Origin of the sequence: Wolbachia endosymbiont (group A) of Scambus nigricans (genome assembly GCF_947251485.1) — a bacterium.
Classification (GTDB): domain Bacteria; phylum Pseudomonadota; class Alphaproteobacteria; order Rickettsiales; family Anaplasmataceae; genus Wolbachia; species Wolbachia pipientis.
On sequence record NZ_OX366356.1, the window covers coordinates 850191 to 870924 of the forward strand.

Genomic DNA, 20734 nt, shown 5'->3' on the forward strand with positions numbered 1-20734 from the left:
AATTATGATAACAATTAACTTTGTGTAACTACTTTGCCTCCTTCTTTATTTTTACTATAAACCTTACCTCTTGCTGCAATATCCCTATCAACCAGTTCTATCACTGCCATTGAAGCGCAATCACCCTTTCGAGTGCTAAATTTTATTATTCTAGAATACCCACCTTTACGATCTTGATAACGGCTGGCTAAGACGTTTAATAACTTATCAACTGCTAACTTACTATTATGAAGGCGTGAAAGCAAAAGTCTTCTACCATGTAAAGTATTCTTATTCTTAGCAATTGTAATAAACTTTTCGACATATGGACGAAGTTCCTTAGCTTTTGGTAAAGTAGTTACAATCTGCTCATGGTTAATTAATGAGATAGATAGATTCTTTAACGTCGATAATCTATGTTCAGTACAACGAGATAGTTTACGTTTTTTTATTCCATGTTTCATATATCACCTAATCTTCATCAGTATGTTGTTTAGCCAACTCATCTATATCCTTAGGTGGCCAGTTTAGCACATTCATACCCAAAGACAAGCCAAAATTAGTCAAAACTGCCTTAATCTCATTCAAAGACTTTCTGCCAAAATTAGCAGTTCTTAACATTTCACCTTCTGTCTTTTGCACAAGATCACCTATATAAGTGATGTTTTCGTTTTTCAGACAGTTATGAGACCTGACAGATAATTCCATTTCATCTACCTTACGCAATAAGACAGGGTCATAACCCAAATCTTTAGCACCACTAGACGAAGAAACCTGCGATTTTTTATAACTTACATCAGAACTAATAAAGGGCTGAAGTTGCTCCTGTAATATTCTTGCAGCAGAGTCAACAGCTTGACTCGGAGAAATTGTACCATCAGTTTCAATTGACAATATCAGCTTATCCTTATCAGTCACTTGGCCAACACGACTGTTCTCTACCCTGTACGAAACCCTGTTGACAGGGCTATACAAAGCATTAACTGGAATAAAACCAATTAAATCCTGTTCACTCATAAGCTTCAAAAGTTCATTTTCTTTATATTTAGTTACAGGAAGATAACCTTTTCCGCTAGCCACATATATGGTCATGTTAAGCTCCACATTTTGCCCCAGCGTACATATTAACAAATCTTTATTAACAATAGAGCATTGATCATCAGTTTCTATCATCCCAGCTAATACCTGGCAAGGCCCTTTAGCGCTTAAATTTAAGCATTTATTAGAAGCACCATTTAATTTACACCTCAACATACCCATATTTAATACTATATCAGTTACGTCTTCTCTCACCCCTTGAATTGAAGTGAACTCATGAGTTACACCTTCAATTTTTATTCCATAAACAGCACTACCTTTAAGAGAAGATAACATTACACGTCTTAATGCATTACCTAATGTTAAAGCAAAACCACTTTCCAACGGTTCTAGCACTATATCACTTTTTTCACTTGAATCATCTGATACTACCTTAACTGAACTAGGTTTAATCAATTTATCTAAATTGCTACAGAGAGAAACATCATTATTATAATACATAAAACAACCTTTTCAAATATCCTATACTCTTCTTTTTTTTCTTAACCTGCACCCATTATGAGGAATTGCGGTTTTATCTGCAATTGAAGTCACAGTCAACCCACAGCTCTGAAGTGCTTTAACCGCAGCTTCGGTACCAAAGCCAGGACCGCGAATTATTACAGAGACAACCTTCATACCAAATCTCTCCATTGCGTTCTTCGCAGCAGACTCCGCAGCCTTACCTGCAGCATAAGGTGTGGATTTTCTCGAACCTGAAAAACCACATGCACCCACAGAAGTTTGACATAGCGTATTACCATGAACATCAGTTACATTTACAAAAGTATTATTAAAAGTTGCACGAATATGGACAACACCAGTAATAAACTCCTCCTTACTCTTACTAACCGTTTTGACTTTTTTCATTAAAACTCACAATAATAATAAATTTTATTTTTTCCCAGCAATAGGCAACCGAGATCTACCTTTACGAGTCTTAGCATTAGTATGAGTCCTTTGCCCTCTCACAGGTAAACCTTTTCTATGTCTCACCCCTCTATAGCATCCCATTTCCACTAAAGATTTTATGTTCATAGCCACTTCTTTTCTGAGCTCACCTTCTATAACATAATTTTGTCTAATGAAACCGCTGATCTTTTCTATATCTTCATCTCGTAATTCTGAAACACGTTTGCGCTTATCAACTTCGCAAGCGCGACAAATTACATTCGCAGTAGCAATACCTATACCATATATATAAGTTAATGCAAAAGGAACACATTTCCTCACTGGAATATTTACGCCTGCAATACGTGCCACTGGTACCTCGATACTTTATTAATAACAACTCCTAATTTATACCATAAAACAACTCAGAGTCAAACCAAATTACAAGAAATTTTACTTTCAATCTCTTGCGTTACCTCATCAACACTCAAATTAGCGTCAATTGTTAATAATTTGCCTTTATAATACTCGCGTAAACCTTTCATTTGAAGGTGATATTCACTTATTCTCTTATTAATTGCAGACATATCAGCATCATCAATTCTTTTCTCTAACCTCGTACTTTTACATTTAGCACAAGTAGTACTCTTAAAAGAAGATACACTATATATGCTTTTACAGTCCAAACACACGAGACGATTTTTTAACCTATCGATTGCAATATTATCGTCAAGCTGCAGCTCAACTACAATGTCAACATCCCTATTATATTTTTCTTGCAAAACTTGAGTCAAAAAATGAGCCTGGTTTAAATTTCTCGGAAAACCATCTAATAAGCAATTATCATCCACTAATGCAAGCTGGTCACGTAATAATCCACATATAATTTCATCTTGAATTAAATTACCAGATTCCACGGTACCCTTTATTTTTTTACCTAACTCACTACTGCTAGATATAATATTCCTTAATAAATCCCCTACTGAAATTAATTTTAAATTATATTTTGCTATTAACAAGCTTGACTGAGTACCTTTACCAGAACCTGGAGGACCAAAAATCGTAATGATCATCTTACTTTCCTCGTTTTAGACTCATATTTCTTTATCCAGTTGTCGTACCTATTTGAAAAAATATAAGATTGTATTTGCATAATAGTATCAGTAATAACGTTCACTATAATCAGTAAGCTCGTCCCACCAAAAATAAATGGTATATCATAATAATATCTCATAACTTCAGGTACAGTACATATGACTACCAAATACGCAGAGCCAATGAATGTCAACTTAAAAACTATATCTTGAAGGTAATCAGAAGTATGTTTCCCAGGCCTTCTACCAGGTATAAAACCACCATTTTTTTTAAGAAAATCTGCGTTTTCCTCTGGATTAAATATAAAATTGGTATAGAAAAAATTAAAAAATACTATCAGCACCAAATAGGCTACAATATATACTACTTTATTTGCCATAAAGTAATTCAAAATAAAATCAGAAAAAGCGTGCCCCTTATAGAAATTTGCAATTGAAATAGGTGTCAATAAAATTGCATTAGCAAAAATGGTTGGTACTACACCAGATAAATTAATCTTCAATGGAATATAAGTAAAATCGTCATTATGTAATCTTTTAAATTGCTTTTTAGGATGTTGAACAATAACCTTTCTATAAGAAGACTCTACAAAAATGACTAAGGGTAGCAGCAAAAAAAACAATACCAAAACAAAAAGGATAATAAATAACGATACGCTACCGTTTTTATTTAACGTTAACAAAGATGACAAAGCGCTGTGTAACTCTGATATTATACCCGTGAAAATGATTAATGAGATACCATTGCCTATACCGCTAGCGCTGATTCGTTCACCAAGCCATATTAAAAGCATATTTCCACCTAAAAGGCTGAAAACACCTATTGTACGAAACATAACACCAGGTTCGATTACAACCAATACCCCTTCCCTATTCATCCCTTCCAATCCAACCAAAATTGGAATTGATTGAAATACACAAATTACTATGGTCAGATAGCGTATATAAGAATTCATCTTTCTACGGCCTGACTCTCCATCATTCTTAACTTCCTTCATTCCTTTAATCGCAGAAGAAAGTAACTGAATAATGATAGAAGCCATTATATATGGCATAACGTTCAATGCTAGAATTGTCATTCTAGCCAATGCACCACCAGAAAATAAATTAAATACTCCAAAAACACCTGAGCCATCTTTGGGAAATATATCATTAATTACATCAAGATTAATTCCAGGAATAGGCACATAAGTACCCAAGCGATAGCAAATTAAAGCTATTAGCGTAAAAAATATACGCTTTAATAAATCGCCTTTATATAACAACGTAGGATCCAAGCTATTAAATGCTGATTTATTGCCCATGACTTACGATAGTATTTCCACACTACCACCAACTGAAGCTACAGATTTTTTTGCAGCTTCTGACGCAAAATCAACATGAAACACAAATTTTTCGCTCAACTTACCTTTATTAAGAAGTTTAATTTTATCCTTAATAGACTTTATAAAACCTAATTTATACAGCCTCTCCTTATCTATAACAGAGTCTTTCACTATTTTTTTAGCTTCCATTAAGCGCTGTATATCGCCAACATTAATTATAGAGTATATGCTCCTACGTATAGGCTTAAAACCTCTTTTAGGCAAACGAGTATATATAGACTGTTGTCCACCCTCAAAACCATTTATAGAAACTCCACTTCTAGCCTTCTGCCCTTTATGCCCTCTACCGGATGTTTTACCTTTACCACAACCGATACCTCTACCCAGCAACTTAGGCTTCTTTTTCTTAGATAATTTAGTAAATATAGAGTTTAATTTTACAGCATTATTCATACTTTACCTGTTTCCAACTATCTCGCTAATCTTTTTGCCTCTTTTGCTTGCTACCTGACGAGGAGATAACATACTATCAAAAGCCTTAAACACCGCACATATAACGTTATGAGGATTATTTGATCTAGTGGATTTAGCTACCACATCCTTTATACCTAACACCTCAAAAACTGATCTAATCGCTCCACCAGCAATAATACCTGTTCCGGCTCTTGCGGTTCTTAAAACTATCTCACCAGAACAAAATTTAGCTTTAATATCATGATGCAAAGTTCTACCTTCACGCAAGTACACTCTAATCATTGATTTCTTTGCAGCATTTACAGCTTTGACTCTTGCTTCAGCAACTTCTGCGTGCTTACCTATTCCACACCCTACCCTACCCTTCTCATCGCCAACAACAACCAAAATTGAAAATGAAAATCTTCTACCACCTTTGGTAACCGTTGTCACTCTTCGTACCGAAACTAAAAGCTCTGATAAATCATTATTATTTTGTAAATTCTTTATAGCCATATTCAAAACCTTCTAAAATTCAAATCCAGAACTTCTTAAAGCCTCAGCAAATTGAGAAACTAATCCTGTGTATTTATACGCTCCACGATCAAACGTAAGCTGCTGCTCTAATTTCATGCCAGACAGACGCTCAACCATTAAAGAAGAAACCTGTTTTATAGTTTCAGCGTTGACTTTCCCTTTACATACATCCTTAATTTTAGCATCCAAAGTAGAAGCTGAAGTGAGAGTTATTCCTTTTACATCATTAATTAACTGGACATAAAAATGCCTATTAGATTTAAATATGGATATACGTAAACGTTCAGCGCTCTTGTCAAGCTTCGCTCTATTACGTAACTTCCTTTTTTCAGAATTACTTAAAAAATTATACGATCTTTTCATTTTTATTACTTCTTTTTACTTACAACCTTACGCAGCATAAATTTGCCTTTTATTACAACACCCTTACCTTTATAAGGATCATATTTTCTAATTTTGCATATATCAGACGCCACCATATAGACCTTCTGCTTATCCATACCACTAACTACTAAGTGAGTTGGCTTTATGCACTTAATCTCAACATCTTTAGGCACTTTATATTTAACATTATGGCTATAACCAAGATATAAAGTCAAATACTTACCATCACACTCTGCCTTATATCCCACACCGTTAATCTCAAGATTAACAGAAAAACCATCAACCATGCCGTTAATGATATTATTAATATTACTCCTATAAGTGCCCCACATAGGCTTTATTTTATCATAATTATCTTTATCTTGATCAACAGAAAGCAATAGCTGATTATCAATAATCTGACACACAACATCCCTGATCAAGCTAACTTCCTTTTCAGCCTTAGCACTCTTTATTAACATACTACCATTATTATATTCAACTGAAACACCAGCAGGAATATTGATAGGAGCAGCACCTATACGAGACATGAATTTCTCCTATTATTTAAAACACACGACACAAAACTTCTCCACCAACCTTTAACTTATGTGCATTATAATCAGTCATCACTCCTTTGGGTGTCGATATAATAAAAATACCAAGACCATTATATGCTTTAGAAATGTCCTTATACTTAGAATAACGACGACAACCAGGCTTTGACACCCTAACTATGTCACTAATTACAGGTGACTTCTCATAATACTTCAATTTTACAATGAAAGAAGGTAAATTATCTACAACTTGCTTTTCATAATCAAGGATATACCCTTCCTCTTTTAAAATCTCCAATATAGAAGAATTCATCTTAGAAAATAGTACCCTTGTTGCCCTATGCATTGCCAATTGAGCATTACGTATCCTTGTTAAAAAATCACCAATACTATCAGATAACGCCACAATATACTCCTTATATTATATTTACCAACTAGACTTTGTAACTCCTGGAATTTGCCCAAAAGAACATAAATCACGCAAAACAATTCTACATAAACCAAATTTTCTATATACTCCTCTTGGTCTCCCAGTTAAAGCACACCTATTTCTAATTTTGGTTTTAGAAGAATTTCTAGGCAATTTTTTAATTAATTTATTCTGAGCTGTAAACCTTTCTACAATAGACAAATTCTTATTATTTATTATAGATTTCAATTTTTCTCTTTTTTCTTTATATTGATCGCACAACTTTATTCTGCGAAGATTTCTTTCTATCATAGATTTTTTTGCCATATATTTCTCCTCTCAATTAATCAAAAAAAGGAAATTTAAGAGCCAGTAATAATTCCTTTGCTTCCTTATCACTAACTGCACTTGTTATAATATTAATATCCATACCTCTAATTTTACTTATTTTATCATAGTCTATTTCTAAAAACGAGATATGTTCCTTTATACCAAAGGAAAAATTACCATTACCGTCAAATTGCTTCACACTAAATCCTCTAAAATCTTTTTCCCTTGGCAAAGCAATATATATCAATCTTTCTAAAAACTCATACATTTTATCTCTACGCAAAGTTACTTTGCAACCTACTGTAGCACCTTTTCTGATCTTGAAGCCAGAAATAGATTTTTTTGCAAAAGTTGATAAAGGCTTCTGCCCAGCAATCAAATATAGGCTATCAAGTGGTTCATTTATTGCTTTACTATCTGTAGCAGCATCTCCAACGCCCATATTGATACACACCTTGACAAGTTTAGGCACTTGCATTATATTGCCGTAATTAAACTTATCTTTCAAGGACTTTACTATGCTATCTTTATACAATTCTTTAAACATATCAACCTAATCTATCACTTCTCCAGAAACTTTTGCAAAACGCACTTTTCTACCGTCTATAACCTTAAACCCCACTCTAGTTGGAGTTTTATATTTAGGGTCCAATGTTGCAACGTTGGATATATCAATAGCTAACTCTTTATTTAATATACCACCACTACTACCAGCTTTTGGTTTAGTATGTCTCTTATGCACATTCACTCCAGAAACAATTACTTTCTTTTTAGCATCACGTGCTATAACTTTGATTACCTTACCGATTTTTCCCTTATCTTTACCAGTTAAAACTATAACGTCGTCACCACTTTTTATTTTAGCACTCATTATAAAACCTCAACAGCTAATGACATTATCTTCATAAAAGAACCAGATGATAACTTTTTTACCGGACCAAACACCCGAGTGCCAAGTGGTTCACCTTGATCGTTAATCAAAACTACAGCATTGCTAGAAAAACGAATTACAGAACCATCAGATTTTCTAATAGGGCTTTTCACCCTCACCACAACTGCTCTATATACTTTTCCCTTCTCAACTTTCCCTCTTGGAGTAATAGATTTAGTAGATACAATAACTGTGTCACCTATAGATGCAGACTTTCTACCACCCAATAAACCAATACAAAGCACTGCACGGGCGCCAGAATTATCAGCTACTTCCAACAATGTATTTTTTTGAATCATATAAATATCCTATTCAATGTGAGCTATTAACAATAACCCATTTTTTAGTAGTAGAAATAGGCTTGTGTTCTTGTATTAAAACCTTGTCCCCTTCTTTACAACTATTATTCTCATCATGTGCTGTATACTTCTTGTATTTTTTTATAACCTTTTTATACAGCTCATCCTTATACACTTGTAATACCGAAACCTTTACAGTCTTATCACACTTAGCCTTAGTTACAGTACCACAAAAAACCTTTTTAGGCATTCTTTTCCTCTCTTCTTCTTTTATTTAATGTAGTTAAAATACGAGCTATGCTCTTTCTTATTAAGCTAAAACGCGAAAGATTGTTGCACTGGCCCAGCTTCTTTTGAAAAACCAAATTAACAAACTCTTTTCTCAAATTCACAAGAATTTCATGCAATTCTTGCGAGGACCTCGATTCAATGTCAGCTATATCCATTGCAACTCCATTTAATTATGATTAGATACAAATTTACACTTCATAGGAAGCTTAGCAGTTGCCTTTTCAAGCGCCAATCTTGCTAAATGCATGGGAACATCACTGCTAATTTCAAACAACATTCTACCGGGCTTAGCTTTAAATACCCAAAACTCAACACTACCTTTCCCTTTACCCATACGCACATCCGCCGGCTTTTTACTAACAGGGGTATCAGGAAAAATTCTTATCCACACTTTACCAGAGCGTTTTAATGTTCTAGATATTACACGCCTTGCAGTTTCAATATGCTTAGATTGAATCCTACCTGCTTCCATAGCCTTTAGACCATAATCTCCAAAAGATAATGTGCTACCACCTTTCGTGTTACCCTTAATTCGTCCTTTAAATACTTTTTTATATTTACTTTTTTTAGGAATAAACATTTCAATATACCTAATTAGTTACCAATATAAACCCAGACCTTAACTCCTATGATGCCATATATAGTTTTTGCTTCAGCAAAAGCATAATCTATATTAGCACGTAAAGTATGCAAAGGCAAACGGCCTTCTTTATACCACTCAGTACGAGCTATCTCAGCTCCGCCAAGGCGCCCAGAACAACTTACTTTAATACCTCTAGCACCCATCCTCAAACAACTTTGAATAGCTTTTTTCATCGCTCTTCTAAATGAAACCCTTTTTTCTAACTGCTGTGCAATGCTGTTTGATATTAAAACTGCATCTATTTCAGACCTTTTAACCCCTACTACATTCACTTCCACATTATTTTTTACTTTTTCAGCTATCTTTTGCTTTATCTTCTCAATATCCGAGCCTTTCTTACCTATTATCACTCCAGGTCTAGAAGAATGTATTATTACAGATACCAAATCGATCGTACGCTCTATAATTACTTTAGAAACACCAGCATGCTTAAAAGATTCATTTATATAACTGCGAATAGATAAATCTTGATGCAACCCTTGTTTATAACCCTTCTCAGCATACCAAATAGATGACCAAGTATTAATTATTTTTAACCTAAATCCTTTAGGATTAACGTTTCCCATATTTTTGCACTTTCCTTATTAATTTTCTATTTTTATGAATCATATAATTTCCCCCAATTTTACAGTTATATTACTATAACGTTTACTAACTCTATTAGCTCTACCCATAGCTTTTGGACACACCCTACGCAAAGTAAGAGACTTACCTATTAAAATTTCTTTTATATATAAATTATCGATATCCAATCCATAATTTTGAGCATTAGCAATCGCAGAATTTAATACCTTACTTATAAGACCTGCAGCTTTCTTTTCACAAAATCTTAATTGCACAGTGGCAAAAGAAACTTTTTTATTACGTACTAAACCAGCAACCAAATTCAATTTACGAGGAGTTGATTTTAAAACCCTAGAACCAGCTTTAACTATTACATCTCTGTTTTTCATATCAATTACCTTCTTGTCGCCTTTTTATCACCACTATGCCCAGTAAATTTACGAGTGGGTGAAAACTCACCAAACTTATGACCTATCATATTCTGATCATTAACATTCACAGGAATGTAATCCTTACCATTATAAACAGCAAACTTTAAACCTAAACAATTAGGAAGAATTACAGAAGCCCTGGAATGAACTTTTATAGCCATGTTAACAAACCCCTTGTTTAAAGCATTATTCACCGACTTTAATATAGAAGGATGACAAAAAGGAGGCTTCCATGCAGATCTACTCATAAACTAACCTTTCAATTGTTTTATATACTTATCACTAGATTTATTTCTCCTTCGAGTTTTCTTTCCTTTTGTTGCAACACCCCAAGGAGTAACAGGATGACGACCACCAGAGGTTTTTCCTTCCCCGCCTCCATGAGGATGGTCAACCGGATTCATTGCAACTCCACGTACAGTAGGTCTAATCCCAAGCCACCTACTCCTCCCAGCTTTACCCAACTTTCTATTCTTATGGTCAGGGTTAGATACTACACCAATAGTAGCCTTGCAAGAAGATAAAATCAACCTAATTTGACCAGACCTGAGTCGTAATAAAACATATTGGCCATCACGACCAACGATTTGTGCATAACAACCAGCAGCTCTAGCAATCGCAGCACCATTACCTGGCTTCAGCTCAACATTATGAACGAAAGAACCAACAGGTATATGCTTGAGTAGTAAACAATTCCCTGGCAAAATATCAGCATCATTCCCAGCTGTAACAACATCACCTGGCTTCATACCTTGAGGAGCTAATATATAAGACTTAATATCATCTTCCTTATATGATATTAACGCCAAAAACCCACTTCTATTTGGGTCATACTCTATTTTTTCAACTATACCTTGACCACTTCTATTACGCTTAAAATCTATCACTCTATACTTCTTTTTGTGACCACCACCCCTATGACGAGTTGTAATTCTACCATGATTATTTCTTCCACCACTGGACTTTTTACCGGATGTAAGAGACTTTTCTGGCTCATCTTTTGATAAACCAACTTTACTTACTAACACAGTCCCACGAGAAGACGGAGTAACAGGATTAAAAAATTTCATACCCATACTAAACGCTCATTATATCTAATTTTTGACCATCCATCAAAGAAAAATAAACTTTCTTTTTCTGTTTTTCACAACCAATCACACCCCTAAAACGCCTATATTTAGGCTTAATTCTAACAACATTCATAGAAGAAATTTTAACATCAAATAGAGACTCTATTGCCAACTTTATTTGAAGCTTATTTACATTTACAAAAACATACAAAGAATATTTATTAAACTTCTCCCTCAAAAAAGAGGCCTTTTCTGTAATTATAGGAGATTTTATTATATTATTATATTTGATCATAACAATCTACCTTCAAGATGCTTTAAAGTATCCTTTGTCAACATCACGCATTCGTGATTCAATATATCAAAAACATTTAACCCAATAGGTTTAATTAAGTCTACATAGTGCAAGTTTTTAGCCGCACGCAACAAATCATCTCCATAATCACCAACTATCAAAAAGGAAGAAAATTTAAAATTTTTAATATATTTACACATTTCAGACGTTTTCTTCACATCAATATTTAAATTATCCAGAATAATTACTTGATTATTTAAATACTTTAGAGATAAAGCAATTTTTAAACCAAATTTGCGTACCTTCTTATTAAGAGAATAAGTATGACTCCTCACAACAGGGCCAAAAATAATCCCACCACCTCTAAATTGAGGAGATCGCAAGCTCCCTTGTCTTGCCCTACCGGTACGTTTTTGACCATAAGGTTTAGCTGTTGTACCAGAGACATCACTAATACCTTTTGTTTTATGAGTACCAGCTCTTCTCTTCGCTAATTGCCATCTCACTATATCATGCAAAATACTCAATTTTTGCTTAGCAGAAAATATCAAAGGATTGAGCTGAGCAGTACCTACATTATCATTAGATAGATTAACTAAATTACATTCCATAACTAACTTACCAAACTACTAGCATCATCATTTACATCTAACAGTAAACCTACCGGAAAAGGAACATCTTTATGTAAAGATTTTTTAACTGCATCTCTTACAAAAACATAGGAATTTTTAAACCCAGGAACATTATTACCCTTCACAGCAATTATACTATTTTCATGATCGATGGATAATATCTTCATATTTTGTGCAGTTATCCTGCTGTTACCTAAATGACCAGCCATTTTCTTTCCTTTGAATACTCTACCAGGATCCTGACATTGGCCAGTGGAACCTTGTGATCTGTGAGCAATAGAAACACCATGAGATGCCCTAAGCCCACTGAAATTATGCCGCTTCATCACACCAGCAAATCCTTTACCTATAGAATAACCCGTAATATCAAGATATTGACCAACCACAAAATGATTGATTCCCACTTTTTTACCACATTCTATTCCCGACAGGTCATTTAATCTACTTTCGTATAACTTACATTTATTATTTATACCCTTTTTCTTTAAATATTCCAACTGAGGTTTTGCTATATTTTTAAAATCCCCTGTGCCTAAAATGACTGAATTATAGCCACATTTATCTTGTCCTTTTATATCAATAATATAAGTTTCGCTGAGATGCAATAAAGTTACAGCCATGCGACTATTGTCAGAATACATAGCAGTATGACCAATATTCATCATTAGTAAACCAATTCTCCTCAGCGAATTTATTCTCTTCATTTCCTTCTCCTAAACCTTAACTTCCTTGACTTTTAAATCCACTTCTACGCCAGCAGAAAAAGATAAACCTGTAAGCATCTGCATCATAGTAGGAGTAAGATCATGTAAAACAATCAAACGCCTAGAAGTTCTCATTTCAAACTGTTCACGAGATTTTTTATCAACGTGAGGAGATCTATTAACAATAAATTTAGAATCTTTCCTTGGCAACGCAATCGGACCAGATAATTTTGCACTGGACCGCTTTAATTCATCAACAAATTTTCGAACACACTCCTCCAATAAAGAACAATCGAAAGCCTTAATGTTAATATATATATCTTGCTTCATCTTAGTTACTACACTCACTCCAAAATTTCAGAAACAACACCAGAACCAACAGTTCTACCGCCTTCTCTTATCGCAAAACGCAATCCCTTATCCATTGCTATCGGTACTTGCAATCCTACTTCTACACTCACATTATCTCCTGGCATTACCATCTCCTTCCCATCTAGCAATTTTATGCTCCCAGTTACATCCGTTGTCCTTAAATAAAACTGTGGCTGGTAATTCGCAAAAAATGGTGTATGCCTTCCTCCTTCCTCTTTCTTTAATATATAAACCTCCGCCTTAAATTTTCTATGCGGTGTTATCGTCCCCGGTTTTGCTAATACTTGCCCCCTCTCCACTTCTTCTCTTTTTGTTCCTCTCAGCAATATTCCTACATTGAGCCCTGCACTCCCCTTCTCTAGCAACTTCTTAAACATCTCAACACCTGTACATATTGTCTTTTGTGTTGCTTTTAAACCTATTATCTCTATCTCTTCTCCCGTCTTTATCTCTCCCTTCTCTATTCTTCCTGTTACCACTGTTCCTCGCCCCGATATCGAAAATACATCTTCGATTGGCAGTAAAAATGGTAAATCCACAGGCCTTGGTGGAACCGCCACATATTCATCTAACTTTTCCATCAATTTGTCTATTGATTTCTTTCCATATTCGCTGCTGTCATCCTCCAGCGCCTTGAGTGCTGAACCAACCACCACAGGCACTTCATCCCCTGGAAATCCGTATTTACTCAGTAATTCCCTCACTTCCATTTCTACTAAATCTATCATATCAGCATCAGCAACATCAGCTTTATTTATATACACCACGATATATCCAACACCTACCTGCTTCGCCAGCAATATATGCTCTCTCGTTTGTGGCATTGGCCCATCAACCCCCGACACTACCAATATCGCCGCATCCATCTGTGCTGCACCTACTATCATGTTCTTTACATAGTCAGCGTGTCCAGGACAATCAACGTGTGCATAATGCCTTTTTTCCGTCTGATACTCAACATGCGCTGTTGCTATCGTTATCCCCCTCTTCCTTTCTTCTGGCGCCTTATCTATCTGATCGTACGCTACAAAATTTCCATAATGCTTCGTTATCGCCGCTGTTAACGTCGTCTTCCCATGATCCACATGTCCTATTGTTCCCACATTTACATGTGGTTTTCCAAATGCTTCCACTACTGCTGTCATAATTTAAACTTTTCTACCCAAAATACAAATACATCAATAAATAATATGTTGATTTTATAAAAATACAACAAAAAAAGAGCGGATAGTGGGAATCGAACCCACGTCACTAGCTTGGAAGGCTAGAGCTCTACCATTGAGCTATACCCGCACAATGGAGGAGGTAGGATTCGAACCTACGTACGCTCACGCGGACAGATTTACAGTCTGTTACCTTTAACCACTCGGTCACTCCTCCGCAAAAATTTGTTAAGAGAATACTATTTTAGCATCTTAACTTAAGCTCTTATTGTATTTAATACTAAACGCCTAAAATTAAAAAATCAAGCAATAAAACCTACCCTGATTAAAATCATGCAGATTTCATTTTATATAACACAATATTGCCAATAAAACGCCTAAACAAATAATGCGAATCATGCGTACCTGGAGCTTCTTCTGGATGATATTGCACAGAAAAGACTAGGTAATCCTTCATCATTATTCCCTCTACACTATTATCAAATAGAGAAATGTGAGTAATTTCAACATTACTTGGAAGAGAAGCTGAATCAACAACAAAACCATGATTTTGGCTAGTGATCTCAACTTTTCCACTAATTACATCATAAACTGGATGGTTACTCCCTCGGTGACCTATATCCATCTTGATGGTCTTTGCCCCCAAAGTAATCGCAAGTAATTGATGACCCATGCATATGCCAAAAATTGGTATTTTAGATTTTATAATAATGTCTATTTCTGAAACTACACTTTCTCCTATTTCTTGCGGATCACCAGGACCATTTGAAAGCACTATACCATCTGGATTCATACTCAACACTTTTTGAGCAAAACCTGTGCTTGGTCTGATTAATTCAACTGTACAACCAAGTTCTATTAAGCGTGAAACTATACTGATTTTTACGCCAAAATCAACGATTACAATCCTATATTTTGCATTAAGGTCAATAGCTCTATCTGATGTCATTCCAGTGCGTGACACTGGAATCCATATATTTTTTGCTGGATCCGAGTAGTCAGCTACTTGGATGACAAAGTGCTCCGCTAGTCTATTATTTTCAAAACTGTTATTTAAACTAACCTTATTAGTTATTTCTATCCCATTTACAGGTTTGTATTCCTTCAATTTGTCTAATGCATGCGCCTTACTCGATGAGCATATCATTCCATTTTGAGATCCATGTTCTCTCAAATGTCTTGTTAAAGCTCTAGTATCAACTCCTGATATCCCAATCACGTTATTTTTCTCTAACCAATCATTTAAACTGATATATGAAGAAGGGTGGGACATAGAAGAAAGTTCACGCATAACCACACCACTTGCAAAAATTTTCTTTCCTTCATTATCTTTATGGTTTATTCCAATGTTACCAATATGAGGAAAAGTGAACGTTATAATTTGATCGGCAAAAGAAGGATCAGTTATAGTATGCTGATAACCGGTCATACCAGTGGTAAAACAAACCTCGCCTATGCACTTGCCTTTTTTACCTACTGATTTTCCCCAAAAGCACTTGCCATCTTGTAAAATTAAAACTGCGTCCTGCACTTCATTATCTATTTAACTGATTCAAAACAGTATACAAGAATTTCAAATAATACGTAACTCTTTCTAAAATTCCAAATTTAACCACGAAGCAGCAAAAAATAACATGAAAAACTTTTAATACAATCTTTCATATAAAATATATAGTTGACTACCTTCATATTTCGTATTAGATATAGGTAAATCATAAGTAAAGTGGAGGGTAATAATGAACACTGGTACAAATCAATCAAAAAAAAAAAATAAATGAGAAGTGGTTAGCTGGAGGAATTGGCGCGCTATTATTTGTAATGATGCTACCGTCGATTCTTCTTTTAGCAAAAATAGCTATAGGGCTAATTATGGTTTCAGTTGCAGCAATAGCGATAAAAGTTGCCTTAAAAACAATATCGAATGCTTTAGAGGATAAACAGGCAGATCAAAGCCAAGCGAAGCAACAAACAACACAAAGTAAAATTATAAACCCGGCTATTGGATTAACATCTATATTCGTAGGAGGATTATCACTATTCATTATAGCACAAACTGGCTTAATTGTAGCATGTGCAGCTATAACTGCTTTAGCTCTACGCGAATATGTTAAAAATCAAGAAATAGGAAAAGAGATAAATGATAAGTTCGATAAGGTAGCTGACGATACAATCAATTTTATTGTTAGCAGTGTTGAAAAACTTATTCCAACAAAGCCGCCAGGCATAACAGCCTAAACTGTCTCCGTTCAGGGCATAAGTGTTACAAGTAGCATTATATAAAGCGATTAATGGCATCCTCCTGATAATAGAATAATTGTATCTGTTCAGGGGCATCGCAAATATTGAAGCAAAAGTGGTCAGTGCTTACTATACGAATATTGTGATTTGAATCCACTAGGGAGGATGTCATCCCAGTGCCCAGACACTGGGATCCAGGATTTTGATTAGAGATTAAATTGGTGAGTATAAAAGTAGCTAATCCTACGTTAAAATACAACGTTTTTAATGGGACTGCGTAAAAGGGCCGGATTCCAGTGTCAAGCACTGGAATGACACCTTTGTGTTTGAGGGAAAACCTGCTATAACATTTCTTCGAAAACAAACGTTCGTACAGTTATGTATCAGCTACTTTCATGGCACCATTTGTTGTAAACTCACATTTCTCTATGATTATCTTTATTTGCCGCTTTCCCGAACGGATGCTCTACAGTTATTTCCTCATTAATAGAGCGAGGTGCACCGGAACCAGGTACAACGATATTCTCGTGCGATTGCATATCCTTCTTTTCCTCACATGGTGTTTGCTTAATGAAATGTGCTGCTAAAACTTCATGTAAAGCTTTACCTTTTATAAGCACAGCCTCGTTTTGCTTAGCTAACTCTAAAATTTTCTTTGGTTCAACATCTTTACCGTCAATAGTTGATTTTTTAATACTAACTTGACCTAAATTTATATTTAGAACAACAGTACAGTTAAGGTCTTTTCCAGATTCATCTTTTGCACCCCAACTAATTTCGATGTCACATATTGCAAATTTTGTAAAGGAGTAGTTCCTCTGTTGTTTCTCATTCTTCTCAATTGTTACTATTCTTTCACCATTGCTGTATATTTTTGCTCTTTTTACCTCGCTTTTCTCTTCTTCCATTCTTTTAGTTTTTTCAGTGAAAAGACGACTGGTTTCTAAACTTTGTTCAGGTTTAGTAATGTTGATATTAAGATGGTCATAATGATTAAGAAGACGGTTTGCATATGGACATGGCACATAACACACATCAAAGAAAGCAATTGCACTACCAGTTTTTAGAAATTCTTGTCCATCGCTCATTCCTTCACCAATTCGAATAAGATATCTACCCAACCTCTTTTTAAAATTTTCTTTTAACTCCTCCTGATCTTTAGAAGTAAGCTTCTTATCCAATATACCCATTATTTCTTTTCGCTTACTCAATACTACATAATTGAAAAGGAAAATATCATCCTCTCGATAATAATTTGCTATCTTGTCAAATGGATCTGCCGGCCAACCGTTATTATAATTTACGGAATCAGAAGAATCTTCACACTTATTATCCTTAAAATCAAAATTCAATCTTTCAAAATCTGATAATACTTTTTCTGCCCTATCTTCAAAAGACCGAAGTCCATCTTGAAGTTCTTTTCCATAACTCATTCCTTTGTCAATTTGAAGAACATATTGACCATATTTCTTTCTAAACTCCTCCTGTTCTTCGAGGAGAGGAAGATTCCTATCTAATATATCGATTATTTCTTTCCGCTTATTCAATATCACGTAATTAAAGAGGGAACTCTCCCCCTTCTTTTCATAATCGTCTGCTATTTTGTCAAAACACTTATTATCCTTAAACTCCAATTCCTAAAAATCTGAGAGCACACTTTGTACCTAAGTCTCATCGAATTGAAGATTTGCTTGAGGAGATAGAAGAGTCAACTTTTCTTCACTTTCCTTGGTACTCGAATTTTTGTACAAACCATTAAATAGATTTATAATACTAGAAAACATTTCACACCTCTATTGTTATAAGTAAACTTGATTATATCTTAATGCTAAATGTTGTAAAGCTAAAATTAGAAACTAAAAAAGCTAACATAAGTTCTGCATTGTTTGCAGCTTTATCAGCTTATTAGGTAGAATTATTAAAGAACTAGTTGAACAGACGTTATCAACTCCATCCACAAGTTCTCCGCTTGTTACTCCAGTTGCAATGAACACTGATTCACCTCTTGCCATATCTTTTACGGCGTAGACTTTTTCTGGGTCATCAATATTTAAATTTTTTGCTCTTTCTTTTAACTGATCTGTGTCAAATATCAATCTTCCTTCCATCTGCCCACCGATTGAACTCAGCGCTGCAGCCGCAAGCACCCCTTCTGGTGCCCCTCCTATTCCGATATACATATCATGATTGCCATTTACTAGTGAAACTACGGCCGCAATATCACCATCATCTATTAGTTTAATTTTTGCTCCTAACTTCCTGATTTTTACTATTAATTCATCGTGCCTTTCACGATTAAGTATAGTTACTGTAAGATCATTTACTTTACATCCTTTTGCCTTGGCTAAATTGTCTAGATTCTTTTCAATGCTATTTTTTAGTGAGACTACACCCTCCGGAAGATTTTTTCCTACTGCTATCTTTTCCATATAAACATCAGGTGCGTGTAAAAAATCACCTTTTTTCGTTGCAGCAAGAACAGACATTGCACCTTGTTTATGGTGAACGCAGATTGTAGTGCCTTCAAGTGGGTCAACAGCAATGTCGATCTCAGGACCATTTCCAGTGCCAATCTTCTCGCCAATATATAGCATCGGTGCTTCATCTCTCTCACCTTCACCAATTACGATAGTACCATTTATTTCCATAGAATTTAACACTGTTCGCATTGCATCAACTGCAACCTGATCAGCCTTTTTTTCATCGCCGAAGCCTGCTAGTCTATATGCAGCAAGTGCTGCAGCTTCGGTCACTTTAACTAATTTATAGGCTAAATCTTCCATCATTTGCTTCAAGAACTATAAATAAAGCATTGAATATATATCATGCTGCTTGAAACTGCAATATGCCTTGACTGGTTTTGGGAAAGTTGCTATAATAAATTAGATAGTAATAGTGGTAAAATTTGACATGACTTATGAAAAGATAAAGGAAATTGTAACTAACAATCCTAATATAACTGCTGAGGAGTTTGGTGAGAAGCTCAAAGAAAATAGGATAAACATAAAAAAACAAATAAATATCATTATACTTTACTTGGGCATATTGTTAATTCAAAGGGACCTAATATTACAGACAACACCAATGATCGTGCTATATTTCTACACATTATTAAATTACTCACAGAGTTGAAAACTGAAGGCAGTACTGGTCAATTCAAACATGTAAAAGCTGGATTGAGCGAAGCTATAACGACTAAGCAAGCTGATGTTGTAAGAATACTCCTGGATAGTGGTAAGTTTAATGAAGAAGAAAAATTTAACGCTTTGCTCTGTGCTGTTACTCAAAAGTATGTCCAGGGAGTTAAATTATTGTTAGGTCATGTAAATGATGAAAACATGCAAAAGGCTTTAAAGGTGGCCATGGATAAAGAACAAACTACACAAGTTGAAGAAATTACTCAGATACTATTAAATTTTATTACACCAGAAACATCCAATGTAGAAGAAAATATAGTACCAGCACCTCCTATAGTAACAGAAGCAAATGCTAACCAACCTGTGTCAAGTAGTGTTAATGATCAGCCAGGTCATAGTAACGAAAATGAAATGCCTGTATTAACAATAGAAACAAATACCGGCAAAACTACTATATCAGATTGTGATAATAATAAAAATGTCTTCACAAATTCTCAATTTTCTATGCCAAATGAACAAGAAACTATAGCTCTTTTTACAATAATCCGAACAGACCGTAATATGCTACTGGCCTGCTATAGCCATAAACACATATCTTATCGCATTCGGACTATTATAAGAAAGGCTATAAATATAAAGAGAGCAAAAAGGATTTTTACACCTCATTGACAAAAGATGTTGTTGGAGTTGTTATTACAGGATTATTCATTACTGCTACTGTGATGGTTCCATTTGTAGCTGGTGCAGTAGTTTGCAGTGTCATAGCTGCTTTGGTTGCAATATACACCGGGTTGCATGTAAAAAATTCTACATTACCAAGTTATAGGGAGATGAGAGAGAATGAAGTTGAACGTGTAACAGGATGTCATCCCAGTGCCTAGACACTGGGATCCAGAAGGCCATAATAAAAACTAGATTCCAGCGTCACGCGCTGGAACGACACCCTCTG

General features: G+C 34.9%; 33 protein-coding genes and 2 tRNA genes. 3 read left to right on the top strand and 32 right to left on the bottom strand.

Annotation, left to right across the window (positions count from 1 at the left end; translation table 11 throughout):
* Nucleotides 1-14: 14 nt before the first annotated feature.
* From rplQ to carA, 30 genes are all read right to left on the bottom strand, one after another.
* Entirely contained in the window at nucleotides 15-443 is a 429-nt protein-coding gene (gene rplQ, locus OPR46_RS04815; RefSeq protein ID WP_007550873.1) for a 50S ribosomal protein L17, read from the bottom strand.
* Between the two features lie 7 nt (nucleotides 444-450).
* Complete coding sequence (locus tag OPR46_RS04820) at nucleotides 451-1518, bottom strand: DNA-directed RNA polymerase subunit alpha (RefSeq protein WP_265043049.1); 1068 nt, start codon at nucleotides 1516-1518, stop codon at nucleotides 451-453.
* 21 nt (nucleotides 1519-1539) lie between these two features.
* The gene (gene rpsK / locus OPR46_RS04825; RefSeq protein WP_265043051.1) at nucleotides 1540-1926 is read right to left on the bottom strand and encodes a 30S ribosomal protein S11; all 387 of its coding nucleotides are present in this window, start codon (nucleotides 1924-1926) and stop codon (nucleotides 1540-1542) included.
* A gap of 24 nt (nucleotides 1927-1950) precedes the next feature.
* Nucleotides 1951-2319 carry a 30S ribosomal protein S13 gene (rpsM, locus tag OPR46_RS04830; protein WP_265043054.1) on the bottom strand — a complete coding sequence of 123 codons (369 nt, stop codon included), beginning with the start codon at nucleotides 2317-2319 and terminating at the stop codon, nucleotides 1951-1953.
* A gap of 59 nt (nucleotides 2320-2378) precedes the next feature.
* Nucleotides 2379-3020, bottom strand: a complete 642-nt coding sequence (locus OPR46_RS04835) for an adenylate kinase family protein (protein WP_265043056.1) — start codon at nucleotides 3018-3020, stop codon at nucleotides 2379-2381.
* Complete coding sequence (gene secY, locus OPR46_RS04840; protein WP_265043058.1) at nucleotides 3017-4345, bottom strand: preprotein translocase subunit SecY; 1329 nt, start codon at nucleotides 4343-4345, stop codon at nucleotides 3017-3019. The genes OPR46_RS04835 and secY overlap by 4 nt, the downstream gene beginning before the upstream one ends.
* A gap of 3 nt (nucleotides 4346-4348) precedes the next feature.
* Complete coding sequence (rplO, locus tag OPR46_RS04845; RefSeq protein ID WP_006279863.1) at nucleotides 4349-4819, bottom strand: 50S ribosomal protein L15; 471 nt, start codon at nucleotides 4817-4819, stop codon at nucleotides 4349-4351.
* 3 nt (nucleotides 4820-4822) lie between these two features.
* On the bottom strand, nucleotides 4823-5335 hold the full coding sequence (rpsE, locus tag OPR46_RS04850) for a 30S ribosomal protein S5 (protein ID WP_010962748.1): 513 nt from the start codon (nucleotides 5333-5335) through the stop codon (nucleotides 4823-4825).
* Nucleotides 5336-5347: 12 nt separating this feature from the next.
* Nucleotides 5348-5719 (bottom strand): 50S ribosomal protein L18, encoded by a 372-nt coding sequence (gene rplR, locus OPR46_RS04855; protein ID WP_006279867.1) that lies wholly within the window; start codon nucleotides 5717-5719, stop codon nucleotides 5348-5350.
* 5 nt (nucleotides 5720-5724) lie between these two features.
* Nucleotides 5725-6270 carry a 50S ribosomal protein L6 gene (gene rplF, locus OPR46_RS04860; protein ID WP_007551152.1) on the bottom strand — a complete coding sequence of 182 codons (546 nt, stop codon included), beginning with the start codon at nucleotides 6268-6270 and terminating at the stop codon, nucleotides 5725-5727.
* Nucleotides 6271-6286: 16 nt separating this feature from the next.
* Nucleotides 6287-6682, bottom strand: a complete 396-nt coding sequence (rpsH, locus tag OPR46_RS04865; RefSeq protein ID WP_007551150.1) for a 30S ribosomal protein S8 — start codon at nucleotides 6680-6682, stop codon at nucleotides 6287-6289.
* A 21-nt stretch (nucleotides 6683-6703) separates the two neighbouring features.
* On the bottom strand, nucleotides 6704-7012 hold the full coding sequence (rpsN, locus tag OPR46_RS04870) for a 30S ribosomal protein S14 (protein ID WP_006279345.1): 309 nt from the start codon (nucleotides 7010-7012) through the stop codon (nucleotides 6704-6706).
* Nucleotides 7013-7028: 16 nt separating this feature from the next.
* Complete coding sequence (rplE, locus tag OPR46_RS04875; protein WP_010962750.1) at nucleotides 7029-7562, bottom strand: 50S ribosomal protein L5; 534 nt, start codon at nucleotides 7560-7562, stop codon at nucleotides 7029-7031.
* Between the two features lie 6 nt (nucleotides 7563-7568).
* Nucleotides 7569-7886 carry a 50S ribosomal protein L24 gene (gene rplX / locus OPR46_RS04880; RefSeq protein ID WP_006279347.1) on the bottom strand — a complete coding sequence of 106 codons (318 nt, stop codon included), beginning with the start codon at nucleotides 7884-7886 and terminating at the stop codon, nucleotides 7569-7571.
* A complete protein-coding gene (rplN, locus tag OPR46_RS04885) occupies nucleotides 7886-8245 on the bottom strand; it encodes a 50S ribosomal protein L14 (protein WP_006279348.1) in 360 nt (119 codons plus the stop codon). The genes rplX and rplN overlap by 1 nt, the downstream gene beginning before the upstream one ends.
* A 13-nt stretch (nucleotides 8246-8258) precedes the next feature.
* Nucleotides 8259-8495, bottom strand: a complete 237-nt coding sequence (rpsQ, locus tag OPR46_RS04890) for a 30S ribosomal protein S17 (RefSeq protein WP_007549925.1) — start codon at nucleotides 8493-8495, stop codon at nucleotides 8259-8261.
* Entirely contained in the window at nucleotides 8488-8691 is a 204-nt protein-coding gene (gene rpmC / locus OPR46_RS04895; RefSeq protein WP_265043061.1) for a 50S ribosomal protein L29, read from the bottom strand. Before rpmC ends, rpsQ begins: the two co-directional genes overlap by 8 nt.
* Before the next feature lie 11 nt (nucleotides 8692-8702).
* A complete protein-coding gene (gene rplP / locus OPR46_RS04900; protein WP_010962752.1) occupies nucleotides 8703-9116 on the bottom strand; it encodes a 50S ribosomal protein L16 in 414 nt (137 codons plus the stop codon).
* A 14-nt stretch (nucleotides 9117-9130) separates the two neighbouring features.
* Nucleotides 9131-9745 (bottom strand): 30S ribosomal protein S3, encoded by a 615-nt coding sequence (rpsC, locus tag OPR46_RS04905; protein ID WP_010962753.1) that lies wholly within the window; start codon nucleotides 9743-9745, stop codon nucleotides 9131-9133.
* 39 nt (nucleotides 9746-9784) lie between these two features.
* Nucleotides 9785-10132 (bottom strand): 50S ribosomal protein L22, encoded by a 348-nt coding sequence (gene rplV / locus OPR46_RS04910; protein WP_265043064.1) that lies wholly within the window; start codon nucleotides 10130-10132, stop codon nucleotides 9785-9787.
* 5 nt (nucleotides 10133-10137) lie between these two features.
* Nucleotides 10138-10422 carry a 30S ribosomal protein S19 gene (gene rpsS, locus OPR46_RS04915; protein WP_006279181.1) on the bottom strand — a complete coding sequence of 95 codons (285 nt, stop codon included), beginning with the start codon at nucleotides 10420-10422 and terminating at the stop codon, nucleotides 10138-10140.
* 3 nt (nucleotides 10423-10425) lie between these two features.
* Nucleotides 10426-11250: a 50S ribosomal protein L2 gene (gene rplB / locus OPR46_RS04920; RefSeq protein WP_015589143.1), complete on the bottom strand. Its 825-nt coding sequence runs from the start codon at nucleotides 11248-11250 to the stop codon at nucleotides 10426-10428.
* A 1-nt stretch (nucleotide 11251) separates the two neighbouring features.
* Complete coding sequence (locus OPR46_RS04925; RefSeq protein WP_265043066.1) at nucleotides 11252-11539, bottom strand: 50S ribosomal protein L23; 288 nt, start codon at nucleotides 11537-11539, stop codon at nucleotides 11252-11254.
* Entirely contained in the window at nucleotides 11536-12150 is a 615-nt protein-coding gene (gene rplD / locus OPR46_RS04930; RefSeq protein WP_265043068.1) for a 50S ribosomal protein L4, read from the bottom strand. Before rplD ends, OPR46_RS04925 begins: the two co-directional genes overlap by 4 nt.
* A gap of 2 nt (nucleotides 12151-12152) precedes the next feature.
* Entirely contained in the window at nucleotides 12153-12875 is a 723-nt protein-coding gene (gene rplC, locus OPR46_RS04935; RefSeq protein WP_265043071.1) for a 50S ribosomal protein L3, read from the bottom strand.
* 9 nt (nucleotides 12876-12884) lie between these two features.
* Nucleotides 12885-13205 carry a 30S ribosomal protein S10 gene (gene rpsJ / locus OPR46_RS04940; RefSeq protein ID WP_012673184.1) on the bottom strand — a complete coding sequence of 107 codons (321 nt, stop codon included), beginning with the start codon at nucleotides 13203-13205 and terminating at the stop codon, nucleotides 12885-12887.
* A gap of 14 nt (nucleotides 13206-13219) precedes the next feature.
* Nucleotides 13220-14392, bottom strand: a complete 1173-nt coding sequence (gene tuf, locus OPR46_RS04945; protein WP_265043073.1) for an elongation factor Tu — start codon at nucleotides 14390-14392, stop codon at nucleotides 13220-13222.
* A gap of 77 nt (nucleotides 14393-14469) precedes the next feature.
* Nucleotides 14470-14540 (bottom strand) — tRNA-Gly (locus tag OPR46_RS04950).
* Nucleotides 14541-14544: 4 nt separating this feature from the next.
* Nucleotides 14545-14627 (bottom strand) — tRNA-Tyr (locus OPR46_RS04955).
* Between the two features lie 114 nt (nucleotides 14628-14741).
* Entirely contained in the window at nucleotides 14742-15941 is a 1200-nt protein-coding gene (gene carA, locus OPR46_RS04960; protein WP_010962760.1) for a glutamine-hydrolyzing carbamoyl-phosphate synthase small subunit, read from the bottom strand.
* Between the two features lie 338 nt (nucleotides 15942-16279).
* Here carA and OPR46_RS04965 point away from each other — a divergent pair, with 338 nt between their 5' ends.
* A complete protein-coding gene (locus OPR46_RS04965) occupies nucleotides 16280-16645 on the top strand; it encodes a hypothetical protein (RefSeq protein WP_265043075.1) in 366 nt (121 codons plus the stop codon).
* A gap of 419 nt (nucleotides 16646-17064) precedes the next feature.
* On the opposite strand, the gene OPR46_RS04970 is transcribed toward OPR46_RS04965, so the two are convergent.
* Together OPR46_RS04970 and glpX are read right to left on the bottom strand one after the other, a co-directional pair.
* On the bottom strand, nucleotides 17065-18282 hold the full coding sequence (locus tag OPR46_RS04970; protein WP_265043077.1) for a hypothetical protein: 1218 nt from the start codon (nucleotides 18280-18282) through the stop codon (nucleotides 17065-17067).
* 231 nt (nucleotides 18283-18513) lie between these two features.
* Nucleotides 18514-19431, bottom strand: coding sequence for a class II fructose-bisphosphatase (gene glpX, locus OPR46_RS04975; RefSeq protein ID WP_265043079.1), 918 nt, complete (start codon nucleotides 19429-19431; stop codon nucleotides 18514-18516).
* A gap of 393 nt (nucleotides 19432-19824) precedes the next feature.
* Here glpX and OPR46_RS04980 point away from each other — a divergent pair, with 393 nt between their 5' ends.
* Together OPR46_RS04980 and OPR46_RS04985 are read left to right on the top strand one after the other, a co-directional pair.
* The gene (locus OPR46_RS04980; protein ID WP_265043081.1) at nucleotides 19825-20454 is read left to right on the top strand and encodes a hypothetical protein; all 630 of its coding nucleotides are present in this window, start codon (nucleotides 19825-19827) and stop codon (nucleotides 20452-20454) included.
* Entirely contained in the window at nucleotides 20451-20666 is a 216-nt protein-coding gene (locus OPR46_RS04985) for a hypothetical protein (RefSeq protein WP_265043083.1), read from the top strand. The genes OPR46_RS04980 and OPR46_RS04985 overlap by 4 nt, the downstream gene beginning before the upstream one ends.
* Nucleotides 20667-20734 lie beyond the last annotated feature (68 nt).